Below are 24,611 nucleotides of genomic sequence, written 5' to 3'. Positions count from 1 at the left end.
ACGCCCAGTTTGCCTATTCTCCTCGCCGGTGGTCCTATTGGTCCTCTCGCATTGATAACCCGTCGACCTGGTCAGGACCGGAAGGTAGCAGCCAAGGCGGGGGACTCGAGTGCCGGGATGTGGCTGGTAGGGCCACCACTTGTTTCTGCAATTCAATAAGTTAGCTTCCTAAAGCCCTTGGTCATCCACTTTGTGTGGACGACGAGGAGCTCATCGATGAATCTCTGGCTCAGTCCCCACGGCATCTGGTATTACCGGAAAGTCACCACGCTCCCCTGTGGTCGTCGTAAAGAGATCAAAAAATCCCTGCATACCCGAGACAAGCCGACGGACCGTGCAGCTGTTGCGAAGCGGCTTGCCTGTGTGCGTTCTAAAGCTAAGCCAGTTCTGCAACCCACAAGCGAGCCAGATAACCCTCAACCTCAGCCGAATATCAAGCCTGCTGTTCCGGCGGCCAAACCGCTTGCTCCGCTGTTGTCGGTCTCGTGTGACCGCTAGCAAAAAGAGAAGGCCCTCTCCTGGGCACCGAAAGAGCTCAGCAACCAGAAGAACTACATCGGCTACTTCATCAAGGCGCTGGGTGAAATTGCACTGTGCGATGGCGAATGGATTTGCTAACGGATGGGTCAACTTACTGGTCAAGCGTGACGGGCCTTAGTCGGCTGCCATTGCCGACCACCATGGAGGCGGCGGTCAGTAACAGGGCACTGCCCATAAAGGTGGCCCTGATAGAGAGGGAATCCAGTAACCACCCCCCCACGGCAGCCCCCAACGTGATCGCCAGCTGAATAGCTGCCACCATCAGGCCTCCACCGCTCTCGGGTGAATCTGAGATGCCCTGGGTGATCCAGGCTGACCAGGCGACCGGAATGGCGGAGTTAAGGGCGCCCCAGAGGATCAGCATCAGGGCCACACTCCAGAAGTGATGCTCCACCGCCAGCAGCGCCAGGGTGATAACGCCTAGCACCAGTGGCAACCAGCGCAGCATCCGGTAAAGATGACGGCGCAGCAGCATGCTTACCGCTGTGGTGCCGACAAAACCGGCCAGCCCCAAAGCCAGCAGCAGCGCCGAGAGTTGTGGCAGGTCGACCTGGGTGCGTGTCTCCAGGAAGGGGCGAAAATAGGTAAAGGCACTGAAGGCGCCGGCAAAGGTCAGCGTCACGCCCATGATGGCAATGGCGACGTTGGGTCTGCGCATAAGGCGAAATGCGCTGTGCGGGCGTGCTTGGGAGTGCATGGAAGGCAGGCAAAGTACCATCCACAGCAGGTTGATCACTACCAACGGTACCAGCAGCCAGAACACGCCTCGCCAGCCGATCAGTCCACCCAAGTAACTGCCAATGGGGGCCGCAAAGGCGGTCGCGACCGCATTGCCGGTATACAGGATGCCCAACGCTTTGGGGACGGATTGGCTGGAGACCAACCGCATGATGGTGGCGGTTGCCAGCGCCCAAAAACCGCCGATAACGATCCCGAGCAGAGCGCGTGCCACCATCAGCACGGTAAAGTTGGGGCTTAGGGCGATCACGATTAAAGAGGTCAGCATCACGACGGCTAGCCCCATGAGCACATGACGTCGGTCCAGCCTGTGAGATAGAGGTGCGATCAGCAAACTGGTCGGGACGGCAAACAGGCCGGAGATGGCAATAGCAAGACCGGCCATGCCATTGCTGGCACCTAGATCGGTGGCGATCGGCGTCAGCAGGCTGACCGGCATAAACTCGGCGGCAATGAGCAGTGCCACACACAGGGACATGGCGGCAACCGCAGACCAGTGTTCGTTGACGACAGCGGGTGTATGTGATGATAACGATGTTACGTTCATAGCATGACCTGAAAGTGAAATATGGGCTTATTCGATTGCTTCGATCGTGATGCTGGCGGCCGAGGTTGTGGTCAGGTGGGAGAGACCCGATTCAATGCGCCCTAACTTAATCAGTCCGGTCGAATAGCCAAAGTCCCGATAGAAGATCGCCAGATTGCCCCACGGGGCGTAATAGGTGAGATCCCCCACGTTCGGGTCAATGCCTTTTGGGGCGCCCTGTGTGGTCAATTTGCGGGGCAGATAAGCAATCTTCTCGGTGTCGGCGTAATCCTCGAGGGGCAGCGCCAGGGGGAGCATGGCAAAAAATTCCCGGGTGCTGTGACTCTCTTCCAGGGTGGCCGTGATGATCTGGCCGGCTATCGTCATCTTGATGTTCATACTATCTACCTTGCTCTGAGCCTCAGTACTTGTAGCGGTTGCTGTGCAGGTCACCCCCAGCAACAGAGCCATCGCGCCAACAAACACTCCTCTGATCATTGAGCTTCTCCCTATGTGACGTGAATGGTGGCGTCGAAACCAGTGAGAAAACGCGGCGAAGAGGCCGCCGCGTTTTCGACGCTTACTTCATGTTGGTCTTGAAGAACTGCTCGAACTTGGCGAACGGGATCTTGCCAGCCTGGTTGTCATACAGGTCGACATGATTGGCGCCAGGCACAACGACCAGCTCTTTTTGCTTGCTGCCAACGGCCTTGAAGGCATCTTCGGCAAAGTAACGAGAGTGAGCCTGCTCACCGGTCACGATCAGGGTGGGAATGGATATTTCGCTTGCATAGCTCAGCAGCGGCATATTCATGAATGACAGCGGCATGGTAGTGGTCCAGGCCCCGTTGGAGTTGACAGAACGGGCATGGAAACCACGCGGTACACGGTAGTAATTAAAGAACTCCTTGAGTACCGGGTGCGGGTTTTCCGGCAGAACCTCTGGCAGGGTGCGGGCGGCAGCGGTGACATTTCCCTTGTCATCGACATAGAGGTCATGATTGCTATGGGCATAGGTGCCACTTTCCGCATCTTTCCAGCGTTGTTCATTCAGGTATGCCAGCACGGCGCGGCGATCGGCGGTGGAAAATCGATCCTTGCCATCGCCCACCCCATGCCCCATGGCCCGGCTCATGTCATACATCACGCTGGTTGCCACCGCCTTGATGCGGGTGTCGCCAGCGGCGGCATTGAGGGCCATGCCACCCCAGCCGCAAATCCCCAGTAGACCGATACGGTTGCGGTCGACCTCTTTTTGCAGGCCGAGAAAATCGACGGCGGCGCTGAAATCTTCGGTGTTGATGTCTGGCGAGGCCACATCACGCGGCTGGCCGCCACTCTCACCGGTGTAAGAGGGATCAAACGCCAGCGTGACAAAACCACGCTCAGCCAGGGTCTGGGCATAGAGGCCGCTCGACTGCTCTTTTACGGCACCAAATGGGCCGCTCAGAGCAATGGCCGCCAGCTTGGCGTCTCCCCGGTTTTTCGGCAGATAGAGGTCAGCCACCAGAGTGATGCCGTAACGGTTCTTGAAGGTGACCTTGCGATGATCGACCTTGTCGCTTTGGGTGAAGGTCTTGTCCCATTGGGTGACCATGGAGACAGGTTCAGTGGGATTGGTTGTTTGGGCATGACTCAATGTAGAGACTCCGGTTAATGCGGCGCCCAGCAGCAGGGTAGACGCGATAGCTGTCAGTTTCTTGGGGAGAACATTCATGGCAAAGTTCCTCGAAATCGGATTTCTGATGCGTGGTCCTGGTGGTGGAGGGCTGGTTTTGTGAACCACGACACACAGTCTAGTTAGAACGAATAGTGATGATTAGAGGCGGTTTTTTGATAACATTAATGCTTATTTGTTCTAAATTAAGACGTCTGACGCCACCTGACTCAGGTCGTGGCGGACAGGAACATAGGGGGTGAACAAAATGACAGGCCGCGAGAATTACAACGATCTCCACGTCTTTATGCTGGTCGCTCGGGAAGGGAGTTTTACCAAGGCCGCAGCTAGGTTGGAGCTTGCCCAGTCCGGGGTCAGCCGAACGATTCGGGATCTCGAGGCCAGGCTCGGGGTGCAGCTTCTGATGCGCACCACCCGCAGCCTCTCCTTAACCCAAGCGGGTGAGCAGTTGTACCGCACGGCGCAGGGCTGTTTTCAGTCCCTTGATGCGGGTCTGGCCACGCTCGCCCACTATCGTGATACCCCTTCAGGCACGGTACGGATCAACGCCAGCCAACATGCCATCGACAAGGTGCTGCTTCCCAAGCTGACCATCTTCAGGCAGCGTTATCCCGATATTCGGCTGGAACTCATCAGTGAAAGCCGCTTCGTGAACATCATCGATGAACGCTTTGATGCTGGCGTGCGGCTGGGTGACGAGGTGGATGAGGGGATGGTGGCCGTGCGCATTACGCCCGATCTGGAGATGGTGATGGTAGCCACACCAGATCATTTTCTTCAATACGGATTTCCCCAGGCGCCTGCCGATCTGGCGGGACATCCCTGTATCGCTTACCAATTTGCCGATGGCAGCCTCTATCAATGGGAACTGTGGCAAGAGGGGAAGGCGATTAAGCATCGACCACAGGGGCAGTGGGTCTTCTCTGACAGTTATATGGAGGCGGCTGCTGCCAAAATGGGGCTGGGACTGGCCTATGTGCCAGAGGAATTGGTGAGCGATGAACTTGAGCGCGGCATCTTAATCCAGGTATTGAAACCCTATAGTCACCGTTTGGCTGGTCTGTACCTCTATTATCCCCACCGGAATGTTTCACCCGCATTAAGAGTGGTTATTGATGCATTAAAAACATAAATATAGTCATTCACTCTGGTCTGGACGTTGTAGGGAGGGGATTACTAGATCTGTACAGATCAAAAAATCCCTGCATACCCGAGACAAGCTGACGGCCCGTGCAGCTGTTGCGAAGCGGCTTGCCTGTGTGCATTCCAGACCCAAGCCCATTCAGTTGCCTGCAGAGATCAATGTTGCCCCACATCAGCAATCAGTAGCCCGGAATCCGCGGTTTTATTGCTTGGTGACACGCATGGCTGCGTTGTATTTGAGCCGACCATGGGAAATATGTCTGTTTATCTCGCTTAGCAGCGTCTCTTTATTGATGGGCTTGGTGATATACCCGTTCATGCCATGGGAAAGATAGTATTGTTTGGATTCCGGCATCGCATCCGCCGTCAGGGCGATGATGGGGATATCTGCCCAAGGCATCTGGGAGGTGCGGATCCGGGTGGTGGCCACCAGGCCATCCATCACTGGCATCTGGACATCCATCAACACCAGATCAAATTCGGTGTGACCCAGTTTCTCCAGCGCCTCTTCTCCCTGAACGGCCAGTGTGACCTGATGACCCACGGAGTCGAGCATGGCGCCGATCACCTTGCGGTTGGTGGCATTGTCATCAACCAGCAAGATGCGATAGCTCTCCTGATCCAGCGGCTTGGACGGCAGGCAAACAATCGAGGGGGTCGTGGCTCTGGCGGGCCAGATGTAGGTAAAAGTACTGCCATGTCCCTCGCTGCTCTCTACCGAGATATCGCCGCCCATCAGGCGTGCGAGGTTACGGGATATTTCAAGTCCCAGGCCCGATCCGCCATATTGGCGGGTGATCGAGACATCCGCCTGGGCGAAACGTTGAAACAGGTTCTTTAGCTGACTTTTGCTCATGCCTATCCCGGTGTCCTGGATCGAGATGCGTATCGAGTGGCGATCCTGCTCCAACAGGGTGCTATCAACGCGAATATTGACCTCTCCCTGATGGGTGAACTTGATGGCGTTGCTCACCAGGTTGAAGAGGATCTGGCGCACCCTCAGCGGGTCGATCATCAACCACTCCGGCGTATCGGGGGCGACAGTGAGTGTCAGCTTGATCCCTTTTGCATCGCAGTTGCTCTGCATCAGGGCCCGGATATCCTCCAGCAGCTGGGGCAAGTGATGGGGGGCCAGTTGCAGCTCGATCTTGCCCTCTTCCAGCTTGGATACATCCAGAATGTCGTTGAGCAGACCGAGCAGATGGTTTGCCGATTCGCGCGCCGTCTCCAGATAGTCTCGCTCCCTCGGATCCATATCCCGGTCGGCCAGCAGTGAGAGCATGCCGAGAATGCCATTCATGGGGGTGCGAATTTCATGGCTCATGTTGGCCAAAAAGCTGCTTTTGGCTCTTGTGCCGGCCTCTGCCGCCTGATTTGCCCGCAGCAGTTTGTCATTGAGCTGCTGCATCAGTTTGTGCTGCAGAAACGAGATATTCATTTGCCGCCAGATCAGCAGGGCGAGCACAAAGAGCAGCGCAAATTGCAGGGTTGCGATGAGTGTCGTCGTGATGATCTGCTCCCTCACGCTGTCGCGACGCGCCACATCAAACAGGGTCGCCTGCTGGTTCACCTCCAGAGTCAGCTGATGGAGCTGGGGGAGCAGGGAGGCAAGCTGTTGGCGCAGCTCCTGATGGGCAAGATTGTCGAGCGGCTTGGTGGCTTCCGGGCCGAGCCAGATATCCGCCAGAGAGATGTAGGATCGAATGGCTTTGCTTGCCTGCTGGTAGATCTCTGTTTGCTGAAGCAGGCTGCGATCCTTGCTCTCCAACACCAGATCCATGCGGCTGACCAGTATATCGTATCTGAGCTGGAAGGTCGGTTGCGACTCATGGAGCAGCGAGCTTTGAAAACGCAGCGCTTCGTTATAGAGCTGGAAATAGTTCCACATCACGTTGTCTTCGCCCTGGCTCGTACTGCGCTGCAGATCCTGAAATTGCCGGTACTGGATGGTACCAATACCGGCAAAGGCAAGGAGCAGCACACAAAGCACCACAAACAAGAAACGTTGACTGGCCGCCATGGAACGCATGATGGGATCTACTCCACTTTTATCGCACTGATCTGCCAGATAGCCCGACCGTAATAGAGCTTGTTTTGCAGTTCGGGATATTGATCAAACGGATAGACAAGGAACAGCGGCCCTTTGTCGCGCACCGACAGTGGCTTGCCATTGATCGTGCGGGCGAGGATGACCCGATACTGCTCGGCATCGCTTGTCGGCACCTGTACCGAGTAGTCATTGAGCGCGGTAATGGTGAGCTGTTTGCCGGTTGCCCCGACCTTGGCCAATACATCTTGCAGCAGCGGGCCGCGAAAAGTCTTGGCTTCGTCATACCATGGGGTATGGGTTTTGATTTCGTGTACCGGCAGTTGATCCAGCATGGCGCTGTCCCACAGAGCCAGAGCCTGATGAGTGGGGCTGCTGATGGCGCCTTCAACCTTCAACACGGCGCTGTCAGGGGAGGGGGCTGCGTATGCGGTGCCGCAAAGGGCTGCCAACAGTGGTGCGATGTAAAGGCCTGCTTTCATGATCTCTCCTTCCTGGAAAATGGCGGTATGGGGGCCGGGCCAAAGGTGGCTTGTGAAGTGTGTCCAAAGGCAAGCAATAATCGGGCCCGGTCTAATGGGCTTGAATTATCAGCCATTTAGCCTGTTATCGGGCGATCTCGGCCAAGGTGAATTGCAGTTTGCAACGAGCGGGGGAAGTTACTTGCAATTTGGCAATCAAAACGAGGAGTGGGTGTCGGTGAATAAGGCGCAAAGAGTATCATTTGGAGAACAAGTGCCGTGGCACTGCCCGGCATAACATTTGCAGCGTGCTGAATGCCGTGACAGCAAATAGTCTGAGAATCGACAAGGAGCTAGCGATGGAAAGCATGACTTACACCCTTAATGATATCCAGGTAGTGGTACTGGAAAACGAGTTTGACGCGATGGCCGTCAGTGAGCTCCGCCCGTTGTTTGAAACCCTCTCGACCCACCCGGGAGATATCCTGGCCGATATCAGCGATGTTCATTTTATCGACTCGTCGGGGATCGGAGCCTTGGTATTTCTCTATAAAAGATTGATTATGAACGGGCATCAGATGGCCCTTGTCTGTGGACCCGGTCAACCTCATGACCTGCTGGAGATGTTGCATATCGACCGGGTGATCCCCTGCCATGAGAGCATCAAGGCCTATATGCGTTCACGTGGCATGATGGCCACTGCATCATGAAACGCTTTGGTATCCTGCTCTCGTCCATTCTGCTGTCGGGTTGCGCGCAGTGGCCGCCGGAGGGATATGGCGGCATGGCCGAGGCAAGACCCACCCGTATTCCGGTCAATGAGGATGAACGGCGGGTCTGGTCTCGTTATGATGAGCGTCAGAAGGAACTCGACTTGCAGCTGACGGAATTAAAGCAAGCGAGTCTGCAGGGGTGTATGCCTGCCGAGTTGAAACGACTACAATCTCAACGTATTGATATCGAACGGGATATGCACGGACGGCTCTGGTCGGATGTAGCCTGGCGTCAGACCGTGCTGGCACAATCACTACAACAAGTACGTTTGCGGCTGCAACAGACAACAGCGGATGGCTGTCGTGCTGATTGGTCAGGGCTCCCCTTACGCCAATGGGGGCAGACGTAACAGACGAAAAGGATGTCTATGAAACGGGGCGCTCTCGAAGGATTGATCTGTGTTCTCTTGCTGTTGTTCACCTGCCCGTTACTGGCCTCCACCTTGTTGGCTCCCGGTGATCGGTTGGCCATAGTGCAACCCGGTGAGCCTGCTTTTGATCAGCCTTTCCAGATCAACAAGCAGGGGGAGATTGCACTGCCTGAAGTCGGCAACCTAGTGGTGGGGGGGAAGACCCTGCAACAGGCGGATGAGCTGATCCGCACCGCCCTCAAACCTGTTTACAACAACCTCTCTCAATTGACCGTCACCTTGCTGGAGAAGCGGCTGCTGATCAGCGTGATGGGCTATGTCAAAAAACCCGGCAGTTATGATCTGGCGCCCGATGGCAACGTGCAGATGGCTCTCGATGCCGCTGGCGGTCTGGTGCCTGGTGCCCAGCTCAACAATATGCAGGTGCGGCGTGGCAGCACGGTCTCTAGCTTCGACTACAAGCGTTATCTCGATACCGGCGATGCCAGCGTGTTGCCGCCATTGCAATCCCTCGATGTGGTGTTCGTACCCGCCTCTCCGCTGATCGGCAACGTGCAAATAGATTTTGATGCGGCAACCCTGGCGGCAGGCGGGGATGGCGATACCGGCAAGGCGATCAAGGTGTTTGGCGAGGTCAACAGCCCCGGCGCCTTCAGTTTCAAGAGTGGCAACTCCATCGTGGATCTGCTGATGCGGGCAGGTGGGGTAACCCGTTTTGCCGGGGTGGAGCGGATCCGGGTGATCAATGGTGATGCCCCCGAACTGTTCGATCTCAAAGCCTATCTCGACTCCGGCAACAACAAGCTGCTGCCCAATCTGGCGCCGGGCGCCACCATCTTCGTGCCCAAGGATGAAGAGCAGATAAAACGGGGGGCACGCACTATCTACATCATGGGCGAGGTGTTCAAACCCGGCGCCTATGAGGGGCGGGAAGGGGACTCCTTCCTCGATATTCTGGCCAATGCCGGTGGCCCGACCCGCTATGCCGAGAGTCGCCAGATCCGTTTGCTGCGCACCGATGGCACGATCGAACCCATCGACTTGCAGGCCTATACCGAAGGGATGCAAAAGGCGCTGCCCCAAGTCAAACCCGGTGATGCCATCTTTGTGCCGGAAAAAACCGATATCAACGAGAAGTCCTGGTTGAAGGTGGCACCCGGGCGGGCGGTGATGGTGATGGGGGCGGTGCGGATCCCGGGCCGCTATGAATGGTCTGACGAAATGTCGCTGCTGGATCTGATCGCCCACGCCGGAGGGCCCAACGAGCGGGCCGATATCGCCAAGGTGCAGATCCTGACCGCCGAAGGGGGGCAGGCCACGCCAACCCTGTTTGATCTCGACAAGTTCCTTCATCAGGGCGGGGCGCTGGCCAGCCTGCCGAAGATCCGGGCCGGATTCACCATCATGATCCCCGAGCTGCCCACCGATCCCAGTGACAACAAGTCCCAGTGGGTGCGCCAGTCACCGGACAGTTCCATCTATATCTTCGGTCAGGTCGGAGCCCCCGGTCGCTATGCCTTCAATGAGCAGATGGGCTTTATCGACATCCTGTCGGCCGCCGATGGTCCGACTGCTGCGGCGGATCTGCGCAATGTGCGCATCGCCCATCGCAGTGGCAGCACGGCGCGGGTCAGCAAGCTCGACCTTGCCCTCTACTTTGAAACCGGCGATGAAACCTTGCTGCCCAAGGTGCTGCCCGGCGACTCCATCTACCTGCCGGAGAAGAATCGTCCCTGGCTCGATGAGCCCAAGGAGAACACCATTCGGGTGTTGGGGGCGATTGCCCGTCCCGGTCGCTACCGCTTTGACTCCTCCATGACCCTGCTGGATCTGCTGGCAGAGGCGGGAGGCCCGACCAGCAGCGCCTATATCAAGAAGATTGTGGTGATCAACATGGCTACCAGTGGTCAGGGGGATCAGGCCCGCAGCTTCGATCTCGACGGCTTTGCCAAAGAGCCCGACTTTAGCCAGTTGCCGGTGCTGCGCGCAGGGGACACCGTCTTTATCCCTGATAGCAAAAGTAGCAACTGGGCCATCTTTATGGATGGCATGCGCGACATCCTGACCACGATCTCGGTGGTGGCCCTGGTCGGGACGCTTTGATATGAGCATCCCCATTCAATATCTGGAGCTCGAATCCCTCTACGCGGCGACGGTCGCCCGGGGGATCCGCTCGCTGGCGGTCACCTCGTCGGAAGGGGGAGAGGGGGTGAGCTCCATCTGCGATGCGCTGGCAAGGCGCTCGGAAGCGGATGGGCTGCGCACCCTGCTGGTGGATCTCAACCTCTATCATCCCGGCCGCGCCACGGCGGTTGCCTGGGGGCCCAATGATGTGCCCGAGCCGGTAGCCACTGGCCGGTCGTTGTCGCTGCTCCAGGCGCCGGGCAAGGATCTGATGGCCTTTCGCAATAAGGATACCTTGCGTCAGCTGCTGGTTCGCTGGCTGGAGCATTACGATGTGGTGATCTTCGATACCTCGCCGCTCACCGCCCTCAATCGGGGCAATATTCCGGCCGATCAGGTGTGTGGGGCCTGTGAAGGGGCGCTGCTGGTGGTGCTGGCGGGGGTGACCCCGACGACCGTGGTACAAAGTGCGGTGGATAAACTGACTCGTGCCGAGGCCAATCTGATTGGCGCAGTCTATAACGACAAGCTCAACCCGGGGCTGGCCAGCGAGATCTTGCGCGAGCTCAACCGGCTGCCCAGTAACCGGGTGACCGAATGGCTCAAGCGCTGGTGCCGGCGCAGCGCCTTGCTCAATTTCCGGATCTGATCGCCCGCTGATGGAGGCCCGATATGGATGACTGGTTGCGATCTGCTCCGGCAACCCTGCAGGCGGTGCGCGAACTGCGCAACCGGCTGGCGCAGGGACTCTCCCTGTTTCAGGTCTCCCCAAAGGATCAAGCCAACTGGCTGCTCTGTTTCAGTGAGCTGGCCACCAATAGCGTCAAACACACAGCGCCTCCCGCGACCCGGCTCTGGCTCACTCTGAAAGAGGATGAAACGGGCTTGAGTCTGATACTGGAGGATGATGGCGGCCCGCAACCCGGTCTTGCCAGTGCGCCGTTACCCGATGAGCTGCAGGAGGGGGGATACGGGCTGGCGCTGGTGCACCAGCTGTTTGCCGAGGTGCACTTCTCTCGCGACGGTGAGCGCAATCGCGTGACCCTTCGCCAGCAGGGCCCAGTCAACCAACTGCCGGTGATCGCGGTGATCGATGATGACAAGGTGATGCGTGCCCTGCTCACCGCCTATCTCCATGAGCACTACCGGGTTGAAAGTTATGCCGACTCACATGCCGCCCTGCTGGCGCTTGGAAAGCAGCCCCCCGCACTGGTGCTCTCCGATATCGAGATGGAGGGGATCGATGGCTTTGGGCTGCGCCAGCAGTTGATGAAGGATCCCAAGATGAAGGGGGTGCCCTTTATCTTCCTGACCGGTCATCAGGATCAGTGGACCCAGAGTCGGGCGGGGGCGCTGGGGATCGATGACTTTCTGGTCAAACCCATCACCAAGCAGGACCTGTTGCTGGCGGTTTCGCGGGTGCTGCAACGCTCGCAGCAGCTCAAGTCGCAATGGGGCGAGCAGCTGGATCAGCGCATGACCTCGGCGCTGCGCCCGTTATTGCCTGCCACCTCCATAGGGGGATACCAGCTGGCGTTGCAAACCCGCGCGGCCACCGTGGGGGGCGGGGACTTTCTGCTGGTCAAGGATCGGGTGCTGTGGCTCGGGGATGTGATGGGCCACGATGCGGAAGCCAAGTTCTTTGCCCATGCCTATGCCGGTTATCTGCGCGGTTTGCTGACGGCGCACGATCTGGAGCGCGCCCCCGCCCGTTTGCTGACCATCTTGTCCAATGCGGTTCACAGTGATCCGCTCCTTGGGGCTACCCTGCTCACCACCCTCTGCATTGAACTCGGCAACGAGGGGCGGGTGCAGTGGGCCAGCGCGGGCCACCCTGCGCCCTGGCTGGTCGGGCCCGGCACCATCCGTCAGGTCGGCGTGACCGGCCCCTTGCCCGGTTTACGCCCGGATCCCCACTTCGTGACCAATGAGCGTCAGCTCAAGCCCGGCGAGATCCTGCTGTTCTGGACCGACGGTCTGCTCGATAGTCGTGATGCCGCAGAGCGCCAGCGCTGGGAGTCGCAGCTAAAAGAGATCTGCCTGACTTCGGGGCCCGGTCTTGAGCAACTGGCTCATCGCATTGCCCGCTGGTTTGATGAGCGCATCAATGATGCCGCCCTCGATGACATGACCCTCTTGCTGGTCGCCTGTCCCGGCGCCTGATCCTGCCCCTCTTTGCCTGACTGGCCCGCTCTATGCAGCGCCTCATTTCAGGTGGCATGGAGCCACGGGAGGAGGGCCTTATGTTACCCATGCAACAGATCTGGCTGGCCATCGATGCGCGTCAGGTCGGTGGAATTGAAGTTCACATTATCCATCTCGCCAACGATCTGCTGGCCAGGGGATTTCGCCCCACCATAGTGCTGGTGAGCAACCATGGCATGACCCCCTTTACGACCCTGCTCAAACAACAGGGCTTGCCCTACGAGGTGTGCCAAAACAGCCGCGATTTTATGCGCCGTCTGGCCCGCCAGCCGGCTTCTGTGCTGATCCATACCCACGGCTACAAGGCCGGGGTGCTGGGGCGACTGACGGCCTGGTTCACCGGCAAATCGGTGGTTTCGACCTTTCACAGTGGGGATGACGGGGAGGGTTTGCTGAAGTTTTACAGCTGGCTGGATCGCACCACAGCGCGTTTTGCGAAGTGTATTGCAGTGAGCGAGCCCATCGCTCGCAAATTGCCTGTGCCAAGCACGGTGATCAGCAACTTTGTCCCCATGCCTGCGACGCCGGCTACGGTAACTGGCAACCGGATTGCCTTTGTCGGCCGCCTCTCGCCGGAAAAGGGGCCGGAGGCATTCTGCCAGCTGGCCGCCTTCTGCCCGGATGGGGCGTTTCATCTCTACGGGGATGGCCCCATGAAAAGTGCCTTGTTGCAGCAGTATGGTGATCGCGTCCAGCTTCATGGTTTCCAGAACATGGCCAATGAGTGGCACAACATCGACCTGCTCTGCATCACCTCCCGCTTTGAAGGGTTGCCGCTGGTGGCCCTGGAGGCGATGGCTCACGGCATACCGGTTTGTACCTTTGCGGTGGGGGGCCTGGTCAATCTGATCGACCATAAATCCAATGGCTGGCTGGTGGAGCCCGGCCATGTGAGGGATATGGCGGAGCTGGTCAACTACTGGCTGCGCAGCGATGGGGTGGTGCGCAGCAAAATGAGTCAGGCGGCCCGCAACACCATAGCCCGCGGGTACAGCGTCAACAACAGAGTGACCGATATTCTGGCCGTCTACGGCGCCTGAATCACGGAGAAACCTGTCAAAACGAGTGGCCGCTGGCTACTCGTTTTTTTATGTGCCGGTGTTATGGGGAGCAGGGGGCGGATTGCTTCGGTGATCACGCAACGCTTGGGTTTCTGCGGTTGGTCAAACAGGCATCAGGCCTTTGGATGGATGGGGCCAGATGATGGCGATCAGGTCGCTGACTTCTTTGTGATCACCGCGGACGTGCCACAAAGATGCGCCATAAAAAAGGCCATTGCAGTGGCAATGGCCTGATGGGCGTTGAGATATGGTTGAGGTCGGCGCGGCGGAATTAGCGCCCCTTCTTGCCGACCATGATGGCAATCGTCTTGCCGATGATATGCATATCCTGCACCAGCCAGCGCCAGGGGTGGAGCAGGGCAACCGAGTAGGCCAGATCGAACGCCAGCTTGCTGCGCACATCATCGAGCGACTCGTCGTAACCCTGATTGACCTGTGCCAGACCGGTAATACCGGGGGCCACTTCATAGGTGCGTTCGATAAAGTACGGCACCGCATCTTCCAGCCGGTTGGCGATCCCGGGTCGCTCCGGGCGGGGGCCGATCAGCGACATCTCCCCCTTGAGCACATTGATAAACTGCGGCAGCTCATCGAGCCGGGTTTTGCGCAGAAAGTCGCCGCTGCGGGTGATCCGGCTGTCCCCTTTGCCACACCAGACCGGCCCGGTGGCCGCCTCGGCGTCGGCGCGCATGGTGCGAAACTTGATCATGAAAAAGAGCTCGGTATAGGTGGCATGGCTGCGCCCGATCCGCAGCTGACGAAAGAACACCGGCCCCGGGCTATCGAGCCGGATGGCCAGCATGATCAGCGGCCACAGTGGCAGCGTCAGCAGCAGGCCAAGAGTGGCACCGAGCAGATCCATGCTGCGTTTGACCACCAGGGTCAATCTTGGAATGGGGTGTGTCATACGGCTTTCTCCTGTGACATGAAACGTATGGGGGCGCGCAGGCAGTAGCGCAGGGTGCCCATGCCGTTGTACCAGTGTCCGAGCACCAGATAGTGGATTTTGCGAAACAGATTGGGCCAGGGGTGGACAGGGGTCAGCTGGATCAAGATGACCAGCAGATACCCCAGCAGTTGCAGCCCCAGCAACAGCTGAAACAGCAGGGATTGGGTGGCCAGCGGGATGGCGCAGAGCCACAGCAGGGTCAGGCAGAGCGGCATCAACACCCGCAGCCCCTTGCCACTGGCAAAGTTGAAGGCAATCCAGCCGAACTTGGGGTGTAGCAGGGGCAGTAACCGCAGCAGCTGCTGGGTGTTGCCGGCCCCGATCCGCTTGCGCCGTGTCGCCTCCAGCGCGGCATCCGAAATTTCCAGCTCCAGTGCGGCGCAGCGATTGTCATAGACAGCGCGATACCCCTTGGCGATGGCCTGCATCGGCAGGATGAAATCGTCGTTGATGGTATCGGCGGCCAGCGGGGTGAGGCACTCCCGGCGCATCATGTAAAAGGCCCCGTGGGCACCCAGCATGCCGCCAAGGGCCGATTCGCAGAGCTTGATCTGGCTTTGATAGTGCCAGTAACTCTCCTCGCCCTGGGAGCCCGGTTGCCAGAAGCGGTATGCTTCCCCGACCACCCCTACCTTGGGATCGGCAAAATGGGCGACCGCCAGCAGCAGGCTGTCGATGGGCAGCAGGGCCGAGACATCGGTGAGGGCTACCAGATCGCTGTGCACCCGGGTCATGGCCTCGTTGAGCACGGCGACCTTGCCGCGATTGCGGGGGTGATCAAACAGCCTGATCTGCAACTGCTGCAGGGCGGGATCTCCGAGCTGGCTTAGCGCAATGGGGTAACTGTTGTCGCTGCAGCCGTCGAAATGCACATGTACCCACAGCTTGTCGGCGGGGTAATCGAGGCTGGCGAGGTTTTGCAGCTTGGCCGCGATGGTCGCCGCCTCGTTGTAGACCGGCATCAGCAGGGTGATGGTCGGCAGCGCCTCATCGGTGGCGTCTGTTTTGAACCCTCGATCCAGAGGGCGGGGCGGATTGGCCACCTTGCGCGCCTGCCGACCACCGAATTTGAGCAGCAGGGGATAGCCGACATGGTGGTAGACCACCAGTACAGCGCACAGCCAGAACACGATCATGATCCATTCCATGGGATGCTCCTCTGGTCATCGGGTCACTTGATCAGCGGCTGTAAAGCTGCTGATAGGCCTGAGCCATCCGGCTCAAGCTGCTTTGCTGGCACACAAACTCTCGGGTGACGGCACGCAGGCTATGGCAGTGCAGCAACCCTTGTGCCAGAAGCTGGGCAAGGCGGTCGGGATCCCGCCCCGACAGGATATGGCCGCTGGCCTGACAGACGATCTCTCTGGCCGCCCCCACGTCGCTCATCACCACCGGCACCCCGCAGGCCTGCGCTTCCAGCACGCAAAGCGGCATCCCCTCCGCCAGCGAGGGGAGGCAGAAGAGATCCAGCCCCTGATAGAAGCGCGGCATGTTTTCGACCAGCCCCAGAAAATGGACCCGATGGGCGATCCCCAGTTGCTGACACTGTTGTTGCAACGCATTTTGCAAACTGCCGACCCCTGCCAACGCAAGATGCACCTCCTGCGGCAGGGCGCGGATCGCCTCCAGCAGCAAGGTATGTCCCTTGACCGACTCAAGGCGGGCGGCGCAGCCAATCAGTTTGACCCCTTGCGGCAATCCCATCTCCTGACGGGCGAGGGCGGCGGCGCCCGGGGCAAAGCGCAGCTCATCGATGCCGTTGGGGATCACGGTTGGCGACAGCTGGCCCAGCTTGGCCAGCAGCTGGTTAGCCACCGGCGTGGCATCGGCCACCAGAATGGGTTTGAAGGCGCGCAGCCCCCACTGGGCCAGCGTGCGCTGATGGGGATCATCGAGATACCAGGCATCGTGCTCGGTGTGTACCAGGGTGGGCACCTGGGCCAGCCGACTGGCGAGGCCGCCATAGAGCATGGGCCCCAGATGGTGGGTATGTACCGCGACGGGCTTGAGTTGGCGCAGCAGTCGGGTGAGCCGCCAGAGGGTCGCCAGCGACCAGCCCGCGGGCTTTTCCAGACAATGAATATTGCCCGCGAAGGGATGCAGAGCGGGCCATGCTCTTAGCACATCCCCTTTGCGCCCTTCGAGGGAGATGATATGCACCGGCTGCTCGGCGGGGCTCGCCTGAGTGAGGTTGAGCACCATGGTCTCCAGCCCGCCGGGCTGCAGGTGCTGCACGATTTGAACGATGGAGCTTCTGCGGGGATAGGGTCTGTGCGACGGGGTTGATGACAACATGGTTCGCGCTCCGGCAAGGGAAGGGGTGACACCCCGGATAGTGGGAGAATGCGAATCTTGTACCACTCTTGCGATCTGCCCACAGAGGCGATCAGCTCCTCTGGTGGCATTGCCTTTGCATCGTGCGGGGGGAGGGCTTTTCTCAGGGAGTGATGCCATGCCTGTCCAGTTCTATTACAACCTCTACATCATTCTCTTTGCCGCCTGGCGCCGTCGTTATCTGCTGGTGATCCCGGTACTGGTGATGCCGCTGGTGGGCGTGACGGTCGGCCTGCTCACCCCCAAGGAGTATGAGAGCCGCACCACCTTTATGGTGCCGCAAGATGCCAACCAGACCCCGACCCTCAAGGATCTGATCACTCAGGAGAGTCTCAAGGATCGCTTTGCGGTGCTCGAAGCCCTGTTGCGCAGTCGTTATGTGCTCGATGGAGTGGCGCGGGATCGCGGTCTGGTCAATGACGAGACCCCGCCTGCCCAGCGCGATGCCATCATGGACTGGCTCTCGAGTGCCGTCTCGCTACGGCTGATTGGCGATGAGGTGATCGAGATAAAGGTCAAAGCGGATTCGGCGGCCAACAGCGCCGGTTTGCTCGAAGCCATTTCGCGGCGCTTTTTCTTCAACCTGCTCAGCAAGGGGCGCCAGTCGGCGGAATCGTCCGAACGTTTCCTGCAAAGCCAGCTCGACAGCCGCCGCAGCGAACTGCAAGCGGCCGAGCAGCTGCTCGCCGATTTTAAACGGGAGCATGCCAGCGCCTTGCCCCAGCAGCAGAGTACCAACGTCGCCCGTCTCTATGGTTTGCAGGAGCGCTATGCCGAGAGCCTGATCACCCTGCAGCAGGCCAAGGCCCGGGTCGATCAGCTATCGCTGGGGCAGGAGAGTCAGCTGGCCCGCCAGCTGGATGAGAAGCTGCAGCTGATGCGCACCGAGCTGGTGTTGCTGCGGGCCCGCTACAGCGACGAGCACAGCAAGGTGCAGAGTTTGCGCTATCAGATTGACCAGTTGCAGCAGGAGTTTGAGCAGCTCAAATCCCAACCGGATATGGCCCGCGGGCCCGAGTGGCAGCTGGCCCAGACGCAGCTGACGGAGGCGGAGCAAAACGCCGCTGGCTTGAAGAGTCAGCTGGATGGGCTGGACAAGGTGGTCGACTCCCAGGGCGATACCGAACGCCAGCTCGCCGAGCTGGAGCGGGATCTGGCGGTTAAACGCACCCTCTATCAGGATTTGCTGCTGCGCTATGAGAAGGCCAAGGTGACCGGCGATCTGGGCAACTTCGAGCAGGGGGAGCGGATCAAGGTGATCGACAAACCCTTCGCCCCCAGCAAGCCGAGCAACTACCCGCTCTGGCTGTTTCTGCTGGCGGGCATTGTTGGCGGACTGGGGCTCGGCTGCGGTCTGGCGCTGGTGGCCGAACTGGCGGATGCCAGCCTGCGCCGCTCCGATCAACTGGCCGCCCTGGTCAAGGCGCCGGTGCTAAGCCGGATTCCCTACTGCGAGCCGGTGCCGGACTATCCATCCCATAGTGATCATGCGCTGGATGGGCAGGTATTGCCCTTATCACCGGAGCCGGGTTGATTGGCGCAACCCGCGGGCTGCCAGTCTGAATCTGGATATTTCTGAAAAGGCCTTGTGATAAGGCCTTTTTTATATCGTGCAGATGGCTGAAATGACTTTCAGTTATTCACATTATTTTTGATTGAGAAAGTAGAGGAGGCCAGTGCTTCTATTTACTGTGGTTTTATACAGTGATAAGATTGGAGTCAGACAAGAGGTGTGATGATTTCTCAAAAAACGAATTTATATTGTTAGTTGATTGACTTTAAATATATTTCATTTTGTATGACTGGGGGGCTTATATGGAAGGTGGTTATAAATGATCCCCCTGACTTTAATTTAATAACTATTAAATGCCACTGTAATACATATAAGGTCATGAGAGATATGATGAAAAAAATGTGGTATGCCTGTGCCTGCGTAACGTTTCTGGTGCTAACATTATATTTTGTACAATTTGTGATATATGAGATCCCAATGTTTTCTAACAAACAAGGTGATTGGGGCAGTTTTGGTTCATATGCAAGTGGAACTCTGGGACCTTTATTTGCATTTCTGGCTTATATTGGTATTCGTGAGCAAGTATCGCAACAACGAGACGTAATTACTGAGCAACAAAAGCAAAAAGCTTTGGATGACCATCTCAATCGTACAAAGGAAACATTTGAAAAAATATATATTCATTCATGTTCAAGTATCGCTCCTTTGGAGCGTTATTGTAAGATTTCCTTGGCAAACTTCACTAAATTTGAATTATCTAGAAAGTTAAGTGATATTGATACGTTGGTCATTATAGATGACATAATTGATGCTGGTCGTTTATTACATGGCGCGGAGTTTGTTTATAAGAACTATCTCCATCTTATTGAGCAATCAGTTGAGCATCTTGATATAGAATGTCCATTACATGAGCATAAATGGGTAGCTACAACGACTTGGCGTGGTTTTCAAAAGAATGCAATGTTTATAAATGTTTTAGCGCAAAAAGCTATCCGAGATGTTATTAATCCAAATCAAGACATGTTTAGTCATGAACAAAGTGAACTTCTCACTTATATAAGTGCATGTGAACGGTGGGAAAAAAATTGGAAACAGTTAGGATTAGGTTTTTAGGGATTAAACAAATTAATTAAGAGGGATTCGCAATTCGTGGTATTTGTGACTTGGTTCTGCTTCCGTGATTACGGCACAATGTATTAGGATTAGTGGCGGTTCGTAGCTCGTAGGTTCGATTAGCCGGTAGGTGTAATCGGACGATCTCGGTTGCATTCCCCGCCAATGTGGTAAGTACGCCACAACCGGTGACTTTGGCTGCCAGTTCGAGAGTGAGTTTCGGGGAGGAGGCGGAGAAGTGGCAAGATGGGAGAATTTTGGCGAGTTAAAGAGGCATATTACAGAAAGGCCGCGAACGTCCGATAGCGCTTTGCTAATCGAATCTACGGTCCTGTAATAACTGTTAAGCATCAACAGAAAGGAGTCTGTCTTGTTCAAGCTTTACTATTATCCAAACAATGCGAGCCTAGCTCCGCACTTTTTACTTCATCATGTTCAAGCAGACTATGAACTGTTGTTGGTTGATAAAAAATATAATGATCAAAAATCGTCTGATTACTTGAAGTTAAATCCAGCAGGTCGTATTCCAACATTGGTCGTTGATGGTCAGCCTATTTTTGAAAGTTCTGCAATCTGCACTCATATTTGTGAGTTGCATCCAGAGTATGAATTAATACCTTCTTTCGGCGACCCAAAACGCCCATTGTTTTTCCAATGGTTAGCATTTCTAAATAACACACTCCAAGCTGAGTTGATGGTTCGTTACTATCCCCATCGACATACAACTGATGAAGCATCGATACCTAGTATGGTAGCGGCGCAGGATAAGCGTATAACAGAGGCTCTATCTATCATCAACGAACAGCTAAGAGACAACGAATATTTGTTAGGCGATAAATTGTCGGCATGTGATTATTTTTTATTCATGCTTGCAGGGTGGTCTTTACCAATTAAGCGGTCACCTATGACCTTTCATCACTTAGCTTTGTACTTAAAATGTCTCAGTAACAACCCGACGGTAAGAGCAGTTTGTAAAACTGAGGGAATAGACCTGACTCCCTTTGAGTCACACTTATGACAAGCGGTTCAAGGGGGCGTTAACTAGTTTCTTATTCAGTCTCATAGAAATGTGGTAGTAACGTTATATGTGAGTTTGGACGTAATACGTAGACACCTATCAAAAGTAAAATGGTGTCTTGAATATTTCAGGCTATAACCGCAGCAAAAAATCAGGGAGCCATAGCTCCCTAATCGCGACACACGGGGTGATAAATCAGCCGATGGCGGGTGCCAGTTGCCTGTTGGCGGGCTGCAGGCGTCCTTGGTGACGGCGCTGATAGCGCCAGGCCAGCAGTAGCGGCATACCGAGCAGCAGCTGGGCGGCCAGCGGGATCTCCTCGATGGGGGCGGCCAGTGCACCTTCCGGAATAATGCCCCCCTCAATTTCGGCTGCCAGTTTGAGCTCCAGCGCATTGCCAAAGTCGGCGAAGGTGGTGGCATTGATCACAAACGCATCCTGACCTCCCGCCACGTTCTCCACATACCACTCTTGCAGCACCCCATCGGCATAGTCCTGACCTATGGTGATGCCGTTGATGGTATCGATGCCGGAGGTGAGCAGTTGATCCCGCACGGTAGAGGTATCCAGCCCGTTGTTCTGGATACCGTCACCTGACACATCCATCACCTGGCGGGCGGCGGTGTAGTTGTTGGTATCAAACTGCTGGGCACCAAAGGCCATGGCCGAACCGGGGGCCGTCATCCCCGCATAGGGGCGTACCAGGGCATCCAGGGTGGCAGCGAAGTTGTTGATGGAGGTCATATCGTAGAGGTGGAACCAGTCAGTCATCACGCTCTGCTGGGTCGAGCCGCTCCACATCACCATCTGTACCGCAATGGACCCCAGCTTGTCGCCACTGGTGTCGAGGATGGCGCTCTGTACATCCTGACTGTAAAAGGCGTCCACATAGCCCTGTAATTGCAGATTGAATTCCGATGAACTGACGCTGCCCGACACATCCATCAGCAGTTGCAGTTCGGTATCGACTTCGGTCAAGGCGTATGCGGGGGAGGTTACCAACAACATCCCCAGCAGCCCTGCCAACGGTTTGAGTTTCATTGCCCACTCCTTCTCCTTGGCGCTAGTGCCAGCAGGGGGAATGAATAAAGCGTGCCAGCTTTGTTGCATCCACTGACTTGGCTTGGTCCGGGTGAGGCCGGGCAGGCATGGAACTTGCGAGAACTTGCGACAGAGGTCAAAAGCGCTGATAACCGGCAGGAGTTGCGATGGAGATCCGTCCCTGGCAGTGGGCTCCCAACTGGCTGCTACTTGGTTTGGCCAATCAGTGGGGCATGGTGTGGCTCAATATGGGCCACTTCAACCTGCTGGTGGTGTTGCTGATTGCTATCTGGTGGCAAATTGCATCGCGGGTTGCACCGAGCTGGCGTCCGCATCCACTGGCGCTCGCCCTCTTTATCCTGCTGATCCTGATCCCCAGCGCCAGCTGCAAGGCGCTGGCCTGTCTGCTGTTGGTGGCCTCGCTATGGCGCCGTCATCAGAGTGGCGATGAGCGGGCGGTGTTGCAGATTGTGCTCGCCTTTACTGTGGCGGTGTTGTGGGGGCAGCAGGTGTTTGCCCTGCTCTCCGGCCCTGTGCTGGCGCTTGATGCCTGGGGGGTGGGCCAGTGGTTGCAACTGCTGGGCTGGGAGACTCGCCTTGATGGCAATCGCATCGAGCGGTTGGGGGGCCATGCCCTGATTGTGCTCAAGGGGTGCTCCTCGTTTTCTCAACTCTATCTGGTGGTGCTCTCCTGGCTGGTCTCCTGCTGCTGGCTGGCGCCTGAGCGCCCCCTCTACCGGCAGTGGCCCATGTTGCTGCTGGTCTGCCTGCTCTATATCGGGGCCAATCAGCTGCGGTTGGTGCTGATGAGCCTGGATCTGCGCTGGTATGGCTGGCTGCATACCGGCTCGCTGGCCCAGCTCTACCAGTGGGCCATCATGTTGCTGGTGATGACCATCCTCTTTATCCGGGGGCGTCGTGATGCATCTATCTAGGGGGTATCTGCTGCTGTTGTTGGTGGCGCTGCTCAGTGCAGCCGCCATGGGCTGGCGTTATCAGAACCGGGCAGTTAACGAGGGGGCCAAGCCCATGCTGCTGGAGCTGGTCCAGTTGGGCTGGCGCTTGCGGGTGGCTACGCCAGTATTGGGCGGCACCTATGTCAGCTATCAGCTGGCCCATCCCCGCTGTGACGGTCTGCTGCAGGCCATGCTGGTGGCGCCTGATCGGGAGGCGATGTCAGTGACGCTGGCGGGTGAAGGGATGAGTCAGGGGGTGATGTTTTTAGGCGAGCTACACCAGAGTCCGCCGCTGCTCTCGTACCGTCTTACCCAGGGTTGGCGCAAGTTGTGGGGGCTGGCCCCTTATCCCCTCTATCGGGTGGCCTTGCCGACTTCTTGCATTGACCTTATTGCGCCGCCGCTGGGGTGACTGACCCCGGTTCACCGTTTGGCAGAATGCGGATCAGCAAGGTATTGGGGGCCAGCATGGGGTCATAGCGGGGCTCCAGCTCAATGGCGCGGGAGCCCAGCAAGCGGGTGAGGGCCGTCAGCCGCACGCTCGCCATCCGCGCACTCTCCAGCATGTCGGTTTGCAGCCCGGGGCCGCTTACCAGCGCAATCCGGGCCGGATCTTTGCGTCCCAAAAATTGATGCAACTGCTGCTCCTGATCCGCTGGCAGTTGCGTCTCCGCGTTCTGGTACTGCAGTTGCAGCTGGGGCTGTTCGGCCAGCTGCTGTTCCCGCAACTGGTTGAGGATCGGCAGGGTCTCATTGACCGGCTCCTGACGTGCGCAACCGGTGAGGATCAGCAGCGGCAGCATCAGAGGCAACAGGCGGTGCAGGGCGCTGTCTTTGGCTGTGGAGCGGGGAGTCTGGTTGGCCATACGCAGTCACTTCAGGAGGATGAGTTGGCACCAGTTTGCAATGTTTTCAATCCCTTGGCCAGTTGTTCAATCTCGCGGCGCCACTGGATCCAGGCGGCAGAGGGCAGTTGCTCTGCCACCTGCCAGCGGGTCGGCAGCTGATCGCGCAGGCGCTCCAGCAGCAGGGCGGCATCCACCTGATAGCGGGCCTCCTGCTCCAGCCATGCGAGCCAGCGCAGATCTTCGATGGCTTGCTGCAACAGCAACAGATCGTGGGAGAGGCGGTGCGCCTCGCAGGCTTGCGGGCCGAGCAGCATAAAGTCGCTCTCCCGCCCGTCGGTGGGGTCATAGGGCAGGGCGGTGGGCATGCGGCCATGCCACTGCAAATAGCCCTCGGCGCCGCTTTGCCACAGATAGAACCCGGCGGCTCTCGGGGTGCCCAGATTGTAAAACCAGGGGGTGACCTTGTGCTGGCGCACCCGCGCCACATCGGCCTTGTCGGCGCCAAAGCCTGCGTTGATCAGGGCAATCTCCACCTCTGCCAGCAGACCAACCTGACCCGGATGATTGAAGTGGCCTGCGCGGATCACCGCCGGATCCCGCCGTTTCATCTCCCGCGCCAGGCTGGTAATGGCGGGCAGGGTGGCAAGATCCGGCTCATCAAACAGGCTCCATGCCAGCGGCGGCAAGCCGCTGGCGGTCAGCCCCTGTTGCCGCGCCTGCCACTGATCAAGCTGGCTGGCAGGGTCTCCCCCCCAGCGTTTGAGCGGGGTATAGGCCAGCAGGGGCGGCACAAAGCCGAGCCCGGCCGCCTCTCCCATGATCTCCTGCATCCCCGCTTCATCCTGTGGCAGGGCGGGCGAGAGGCCGCTGATCCCGAGTTTGGCGAGCCGCTCCAGATCGCAGCGACTGGCCTCGGCGATCAGCTCTTTTAACGCTTCGGGATTGGGGCTCAGCCAATTCAGATAGGGGGGCGCTTCGACATAGATGCCGACGGGCTTGCTGGCCGCGGGCAGCGTCAGCGGCAGCACCTCGATAGTCAGTGGCAGCTGCACCAGTTGCTGTTGGCTGAGCAGCTGAATATTGCCCAGATAGCGTCCCGCCGGGGCGTCTCTGGGGACGGTCATTTGCAGCACCAGACGCCGTGGCACCCCTGCCAGCAGGGTGAGCCCGGC

The 24,611-nt window shown here is 57.7% G+C and carries 23 protein-coding genes, 1 other RNA gene and 1 pseudogene; 14 read left to right on the top strand and 11 right to left on the bottom strand.

The window, feature by feature from the left end; genetic code table 11:
* Positions 1-35: 35 nt before the first annotated feature.
* Positions 36-132, top strand: an RNA gene (gene ffs, locus BN1139_RS20800) — signal recognition particle sRNA small type.
* 84 nt (positions 133-216) lie between these two features.
* Positions 217-498 (top strand): hypothetical protein, encoded by a 282-nt coding sequence (locus BN1139_RS20795; protein WP_005351404.1) that lies wholly within the window; start codon positions 217-219, stop codon positions 496-498.
* Positions 499-631: 133 nt separating this feature from the next.
* Here the strand turns inward: BN1139_RS20795 and BN1139_RS04515 are convergent, their stop codons facing one another.
* The 3 genes from BN1139_RS04515 to BN1139_RS04505 all read right to left on the bottom strand — a co-directional run bounded on the left by BN1139_RS04515 (position 632) and on the right by BN1139_RS04505 (position 3,521).
* Complete coding sequence (locus BN1139_RS04515) at positions 632-1,756, bottom strand: MFS transporter (RefSeq protein ID WP_021230267.1); 1,125 nt, start codon at positions 1,754-1,756, stop codon at positions 632-634.
* Between the two features lie 96 nt (positions 1,757-1,852).
* Positions 1,853-2,203: a cyclophilin-like fold protein gene (locus tag BN1139_RS04510; RefSeq protein ID WP_013723803.1), complete on the bottom strand. Its 351-nt coding sequence runs from the start codon at positions 2,201-2,203 to the stop codon at positions 1,853-1,855.
* A gap of 181 nt (positions 2,204-2,384) precedes the next feature.
* Entirely contained in the window at positions 2,385-3,521 is a 1,137-nt protein-coding gene (locus BN1139_RS04505; protein ID WP_005351407.1) for an alpha/beta hydrolase, read from the bottom strand.
* A 208-nt stretch (positions 3,522-3,729) separates the two neighbouring features.
* On the opposite strand from BN1139_RS04505, the gene BN1139_RS04500 reads away from it, so the two are divergent.
* Positions 3,730-4,614: a LysR family transcriptional regulator gene (locus BN1139_RS04500; protein WP_005351408.1), complete on the top strand. Its 885-nt coding sequence runs from the start codon at positions 3,730-3,732 to the stop codon at positions 4,612-4,614.
* Between the two features lie 213 nt (positions 4,615-4,827).
* Here BN1139_RS04500 and BN1139_RS04495 read toward each other — a convergent pair whose 3' ends face one another.
* Together BN1139_RS04495 and BN1139_RS04490 are read right to left on the bottom strand one after the other, a co-directional pair.
* The gene (locus BN1139_RS04495) at positions 4,828-6,654 is read right to left on the bottom strand and encodes an ATP-binding protein (RefSeq protein ID WP_005351409.1); all 1,827 of its coding nucleotides are present in this window, start codon (positions 6,652-6,654) and stop codon (positions 4,828-4,830) included.
* Between the two features lie 8 nt (positions 6,655-6,662).
* Positions 6,663-7,154: a putative pterin-binding protein gene (locus BN1139_RS04490; protein WP_005351410.1), complete on the bottom strand. Its 492-nt coding sequence runs from the start codon at positions 7,152-7,154 to the stop codon at positions 6,663-6,665.
* A 338-nt stretch (positions 7,155-7,492) separates the two neighbouring features.
* Between BN1139_RS04490 and BN1139_RS04485 the strand changes: the two genes are divergently transcribed.
* The 6 genes from BN1139_RS04485 (at position 7,493) to BN1139_RS04460 (ending at position 13,646) form a co-directional block, all read left to right on the top strand.
* Positions 7,493-7,843 (top strand): STAS domain-containing protein, encoded by a 351-nt coding sequence (locus BN1139_RS04485; RefSeq protein WP_005351413.1) that lies wholly within the window; start codon positions 7,493-7,495, stop codon positions 7,841-7,843.
* Positions 7,840-8,256 (top strand): hypothetical protein, encoded by a 417-nt coding sequence (locus BN1139_RS04480; RefSeq protein ID WP_005351415.1) that lies wholly within the window; start codon positions 7,840-7,842, stop codon positions 8,254-8,256. Before BN1139_RS04485 ends, BN1139_RS04480 begins: the two co-directional genes overlap by 4 nt.
* 18 nt (positions 8,257-8,274) lie before the next feature.
* Positions 8,275-10,380: an SLBB domain-containing protein gene (locus BN1139_RS04475; protein ID WP_005351417.1), complete on the top strand. Its 2,106-nt coding sequence runs from the start codon at positions 8,275-8,277 to the stop codon at positions 10,378-10,380.
* A 1-nt stretch (position 10,381) separates the two neighbouring features.
* Positions 10,382-11,050: a P-loop NTPase family protein gene (locus tag BN1139_RS04470; protein ID WP_005351419.1), complete on the top strand. Its 669-nt coding sequence runs from the start codon at positions 10,382-10,384 to the stop codon at positions 11,048-11,050.
* A gap of 23 nt (positions 11,051-11,073) precedes the next feature.
* The gene (locus BN1139_RS04465; protein ID WP_005351421.1) at positions 11,074-12,564 is read left to right on the top strand and encodes a SpoIIE family protein phosphatase; all 1,491 of its coding nucleotides are present in this window, start codon (positions 11,074-11,076) and stop codon (positions 12,562-12,564) included.
* Between the two features lie 80 nt (positions 12,565-12,644).
* Positions 12,645-13,646, top strand: a complete 1,002-nt coding sequence (locus BN1139_RS04460) for a glycosyltransferase family 4 protein (RefSeq protein WP_005351423.1) — start codon at positions 12,645-12,647, stop codon at positions 13,644-13,646.
* Positions 13,647-13,938: 292 nt separating this feature from the next.
* Here the strand turns inward: BN1139_RS04460 and BN1139_RS04450 are convergent, their stop codons facing one another.
* Genes BN1139_RS04450 through BN1139_RS04440 form a run of 3 tightly spaced genes read right to left on the bottom strand, consistent with a single transcriptional unit; the run spans position 13,939 to position 16,911 of the window.
* Complete coding sequence (locus tag BN1139_RS04450; protein ID WP_005351424.1) at positions 13,939-14,574, bottom strand: sugar transferase; 636 nt, start codon at positions 14,572-14,574, stop codon at positions 13,939-13,941.
* Positions 14,571-15,764 (bottom strand): glycosyltransferase family 2 protein, encoded by a 1,194-nt coding sequence (locus tag BN1139_RS04445; RefSeq protein WP_005351425.1) that lies wholly within the window; start codon positions 15,762-15,764, stop codon positions 14,571-14,573. The genes BN1139_RS04450 and BN1139_RS04445 overlap by 4 nt, the downstream gene beginning before the upstream one ends.
* A 31-nt stretch (positions 15,765-15,795) precedes the next feature.
* Positions 15,796-16,911, bottom strand: a complete 1,116-nt coding sequence (locus BN1139_RS04440) for a glycosyltransferase (protein WP_005351426.1) — start codon at positions 16,909-16,911, stop codon at positions 15,796-15,798.
* A 157-nt stretch (positions 16,912-17,068) separates the two neighbouring features.
* Here BN1139_RS04440 and BN1139_RS04435 point away from each other — a divergent pair, with 157 nt between their 5' ends.
* The 3 genes from BN1139_RS04435 (at position 17,069) to BN1139_RS20785 (ending at position 20,594) form a co-directional block, all read left to right on the top strand.
* Positions 17,069-18,484: a GumC family protein gene (locus tag BN1139_RS04435; protein WP_005351427.1), complete on the top strand. Its 1,416-nt coding sequence runs from the start codon at positions 17,069-17,071 to the stop codon at positions 18,482-18,484.
* A gap of 366 nt (positions 18,485-18,850) precedes the next feature.
* Positions 18,851-19,576: a hypothetical protein gene (locus BN1139_RS20790; RefSeq protein ID WP_013723800.1), complete on the top strand. Its 726-nt coding sequence runs from the start codon at positions 18,851-18,853 to the stop codon at positions 19,574-19,576.
* A 370-nt stretch (positions 19,577-19,946) separates the two neighbouring features.
* The gene (locus BN1139_RS20785) at positions 19,947-20,594 is read left to right on the top strand and encodes a glutathione S-transferase family protein (protein ID WP_005351429.1); all 648 of its coding nucleotides are present in this window, start codon (positions 19,947-19,949) and stop codon (positions 20,592-20,594) included.
* Between the two features lie 195 nt (positions 20,595-20,789).
* On the opposite strand, the gene BN1139_RS04430 is transcribed toward BN1139_RS20785, so the two are convergent.
* Positions 20,790-21,635, bottom strand: coding sequence for a DUF1194 domain-containing protein (locus BN1139_RS04430; protein ID WP_005351431.1), 846 nt, complete (start codon positions 21,633-21,635; stop codon positions 20,790-20,792).
* Positions 21,636-21,802: 167 nt separating this feature from the next.
* Here BN1139_RS04430 and BN1139_RS04425 point away from each other — a divergent pair, with 167 nt between their 5' ends.
* Both BN1139_RS04425 and BN1139_RS04420 read left to right on the top strand, forming a co-directional pair.
* Complete coding sequence (locus tag BN1139_RS04425) at positions 21,803-22,570, top strand: hypothetical protein (RefSeq protein WP_005351432.1); 768 nt, start codon at positions 21,803-21,805, stop codon at positions 22,568-22,570.
* Positions 22,557-23,003, top strand: a complete 447-nt coding sequence (locus BN1139_RS04420; protein ID WP_005351434.1) for a hypothetical protein — start codon at positions 22,557-22,559, stop codon at positions 23,001-23,003. Before BN1139_RS04425 ends, BN1139_RS04420 begins: the two co-directional genes overlap by 14 nt.
* Here the strand turns inward: BN1139_RS04420 and BN1139_RS04415 are convergent.
* Complete coding sequence (locus BN1139_RS04415) at positions 22,981-23,457, bottom strand: hypothetical protein (RefSeq protein ID WP_005351436.1); 477 nt, start codon at positions 23,455-23,457, stop codon at positions 22,981-22,983. The genes BN1139_RS04420 and BN1139_RS04415 overlap by 23 nt on opposite strands.
* Before the next feature lie 11 nt (positions 23,458-23,468).
* Positions 23,469-24,611: pseudogene (locus BN1139_RS04410) on the bottom strand (hypothetical protein); the annotation flags it as partial.

This window comes from Aeromonas veronii bv. veronii (genome assembly GCF_000820225.1).
Classification (GTDB): domain Bacteria; phylum Pseudomonadota; class Gammaproteobacteria; order Enterobacterales; family Aeromonadaceae; genus Aeromonas; species Aeromonas veronii.
Note: the sequence above shows the minus strand (reverse complement) of the source record. Positions and strands in the feature narration are given on the sequence as shown.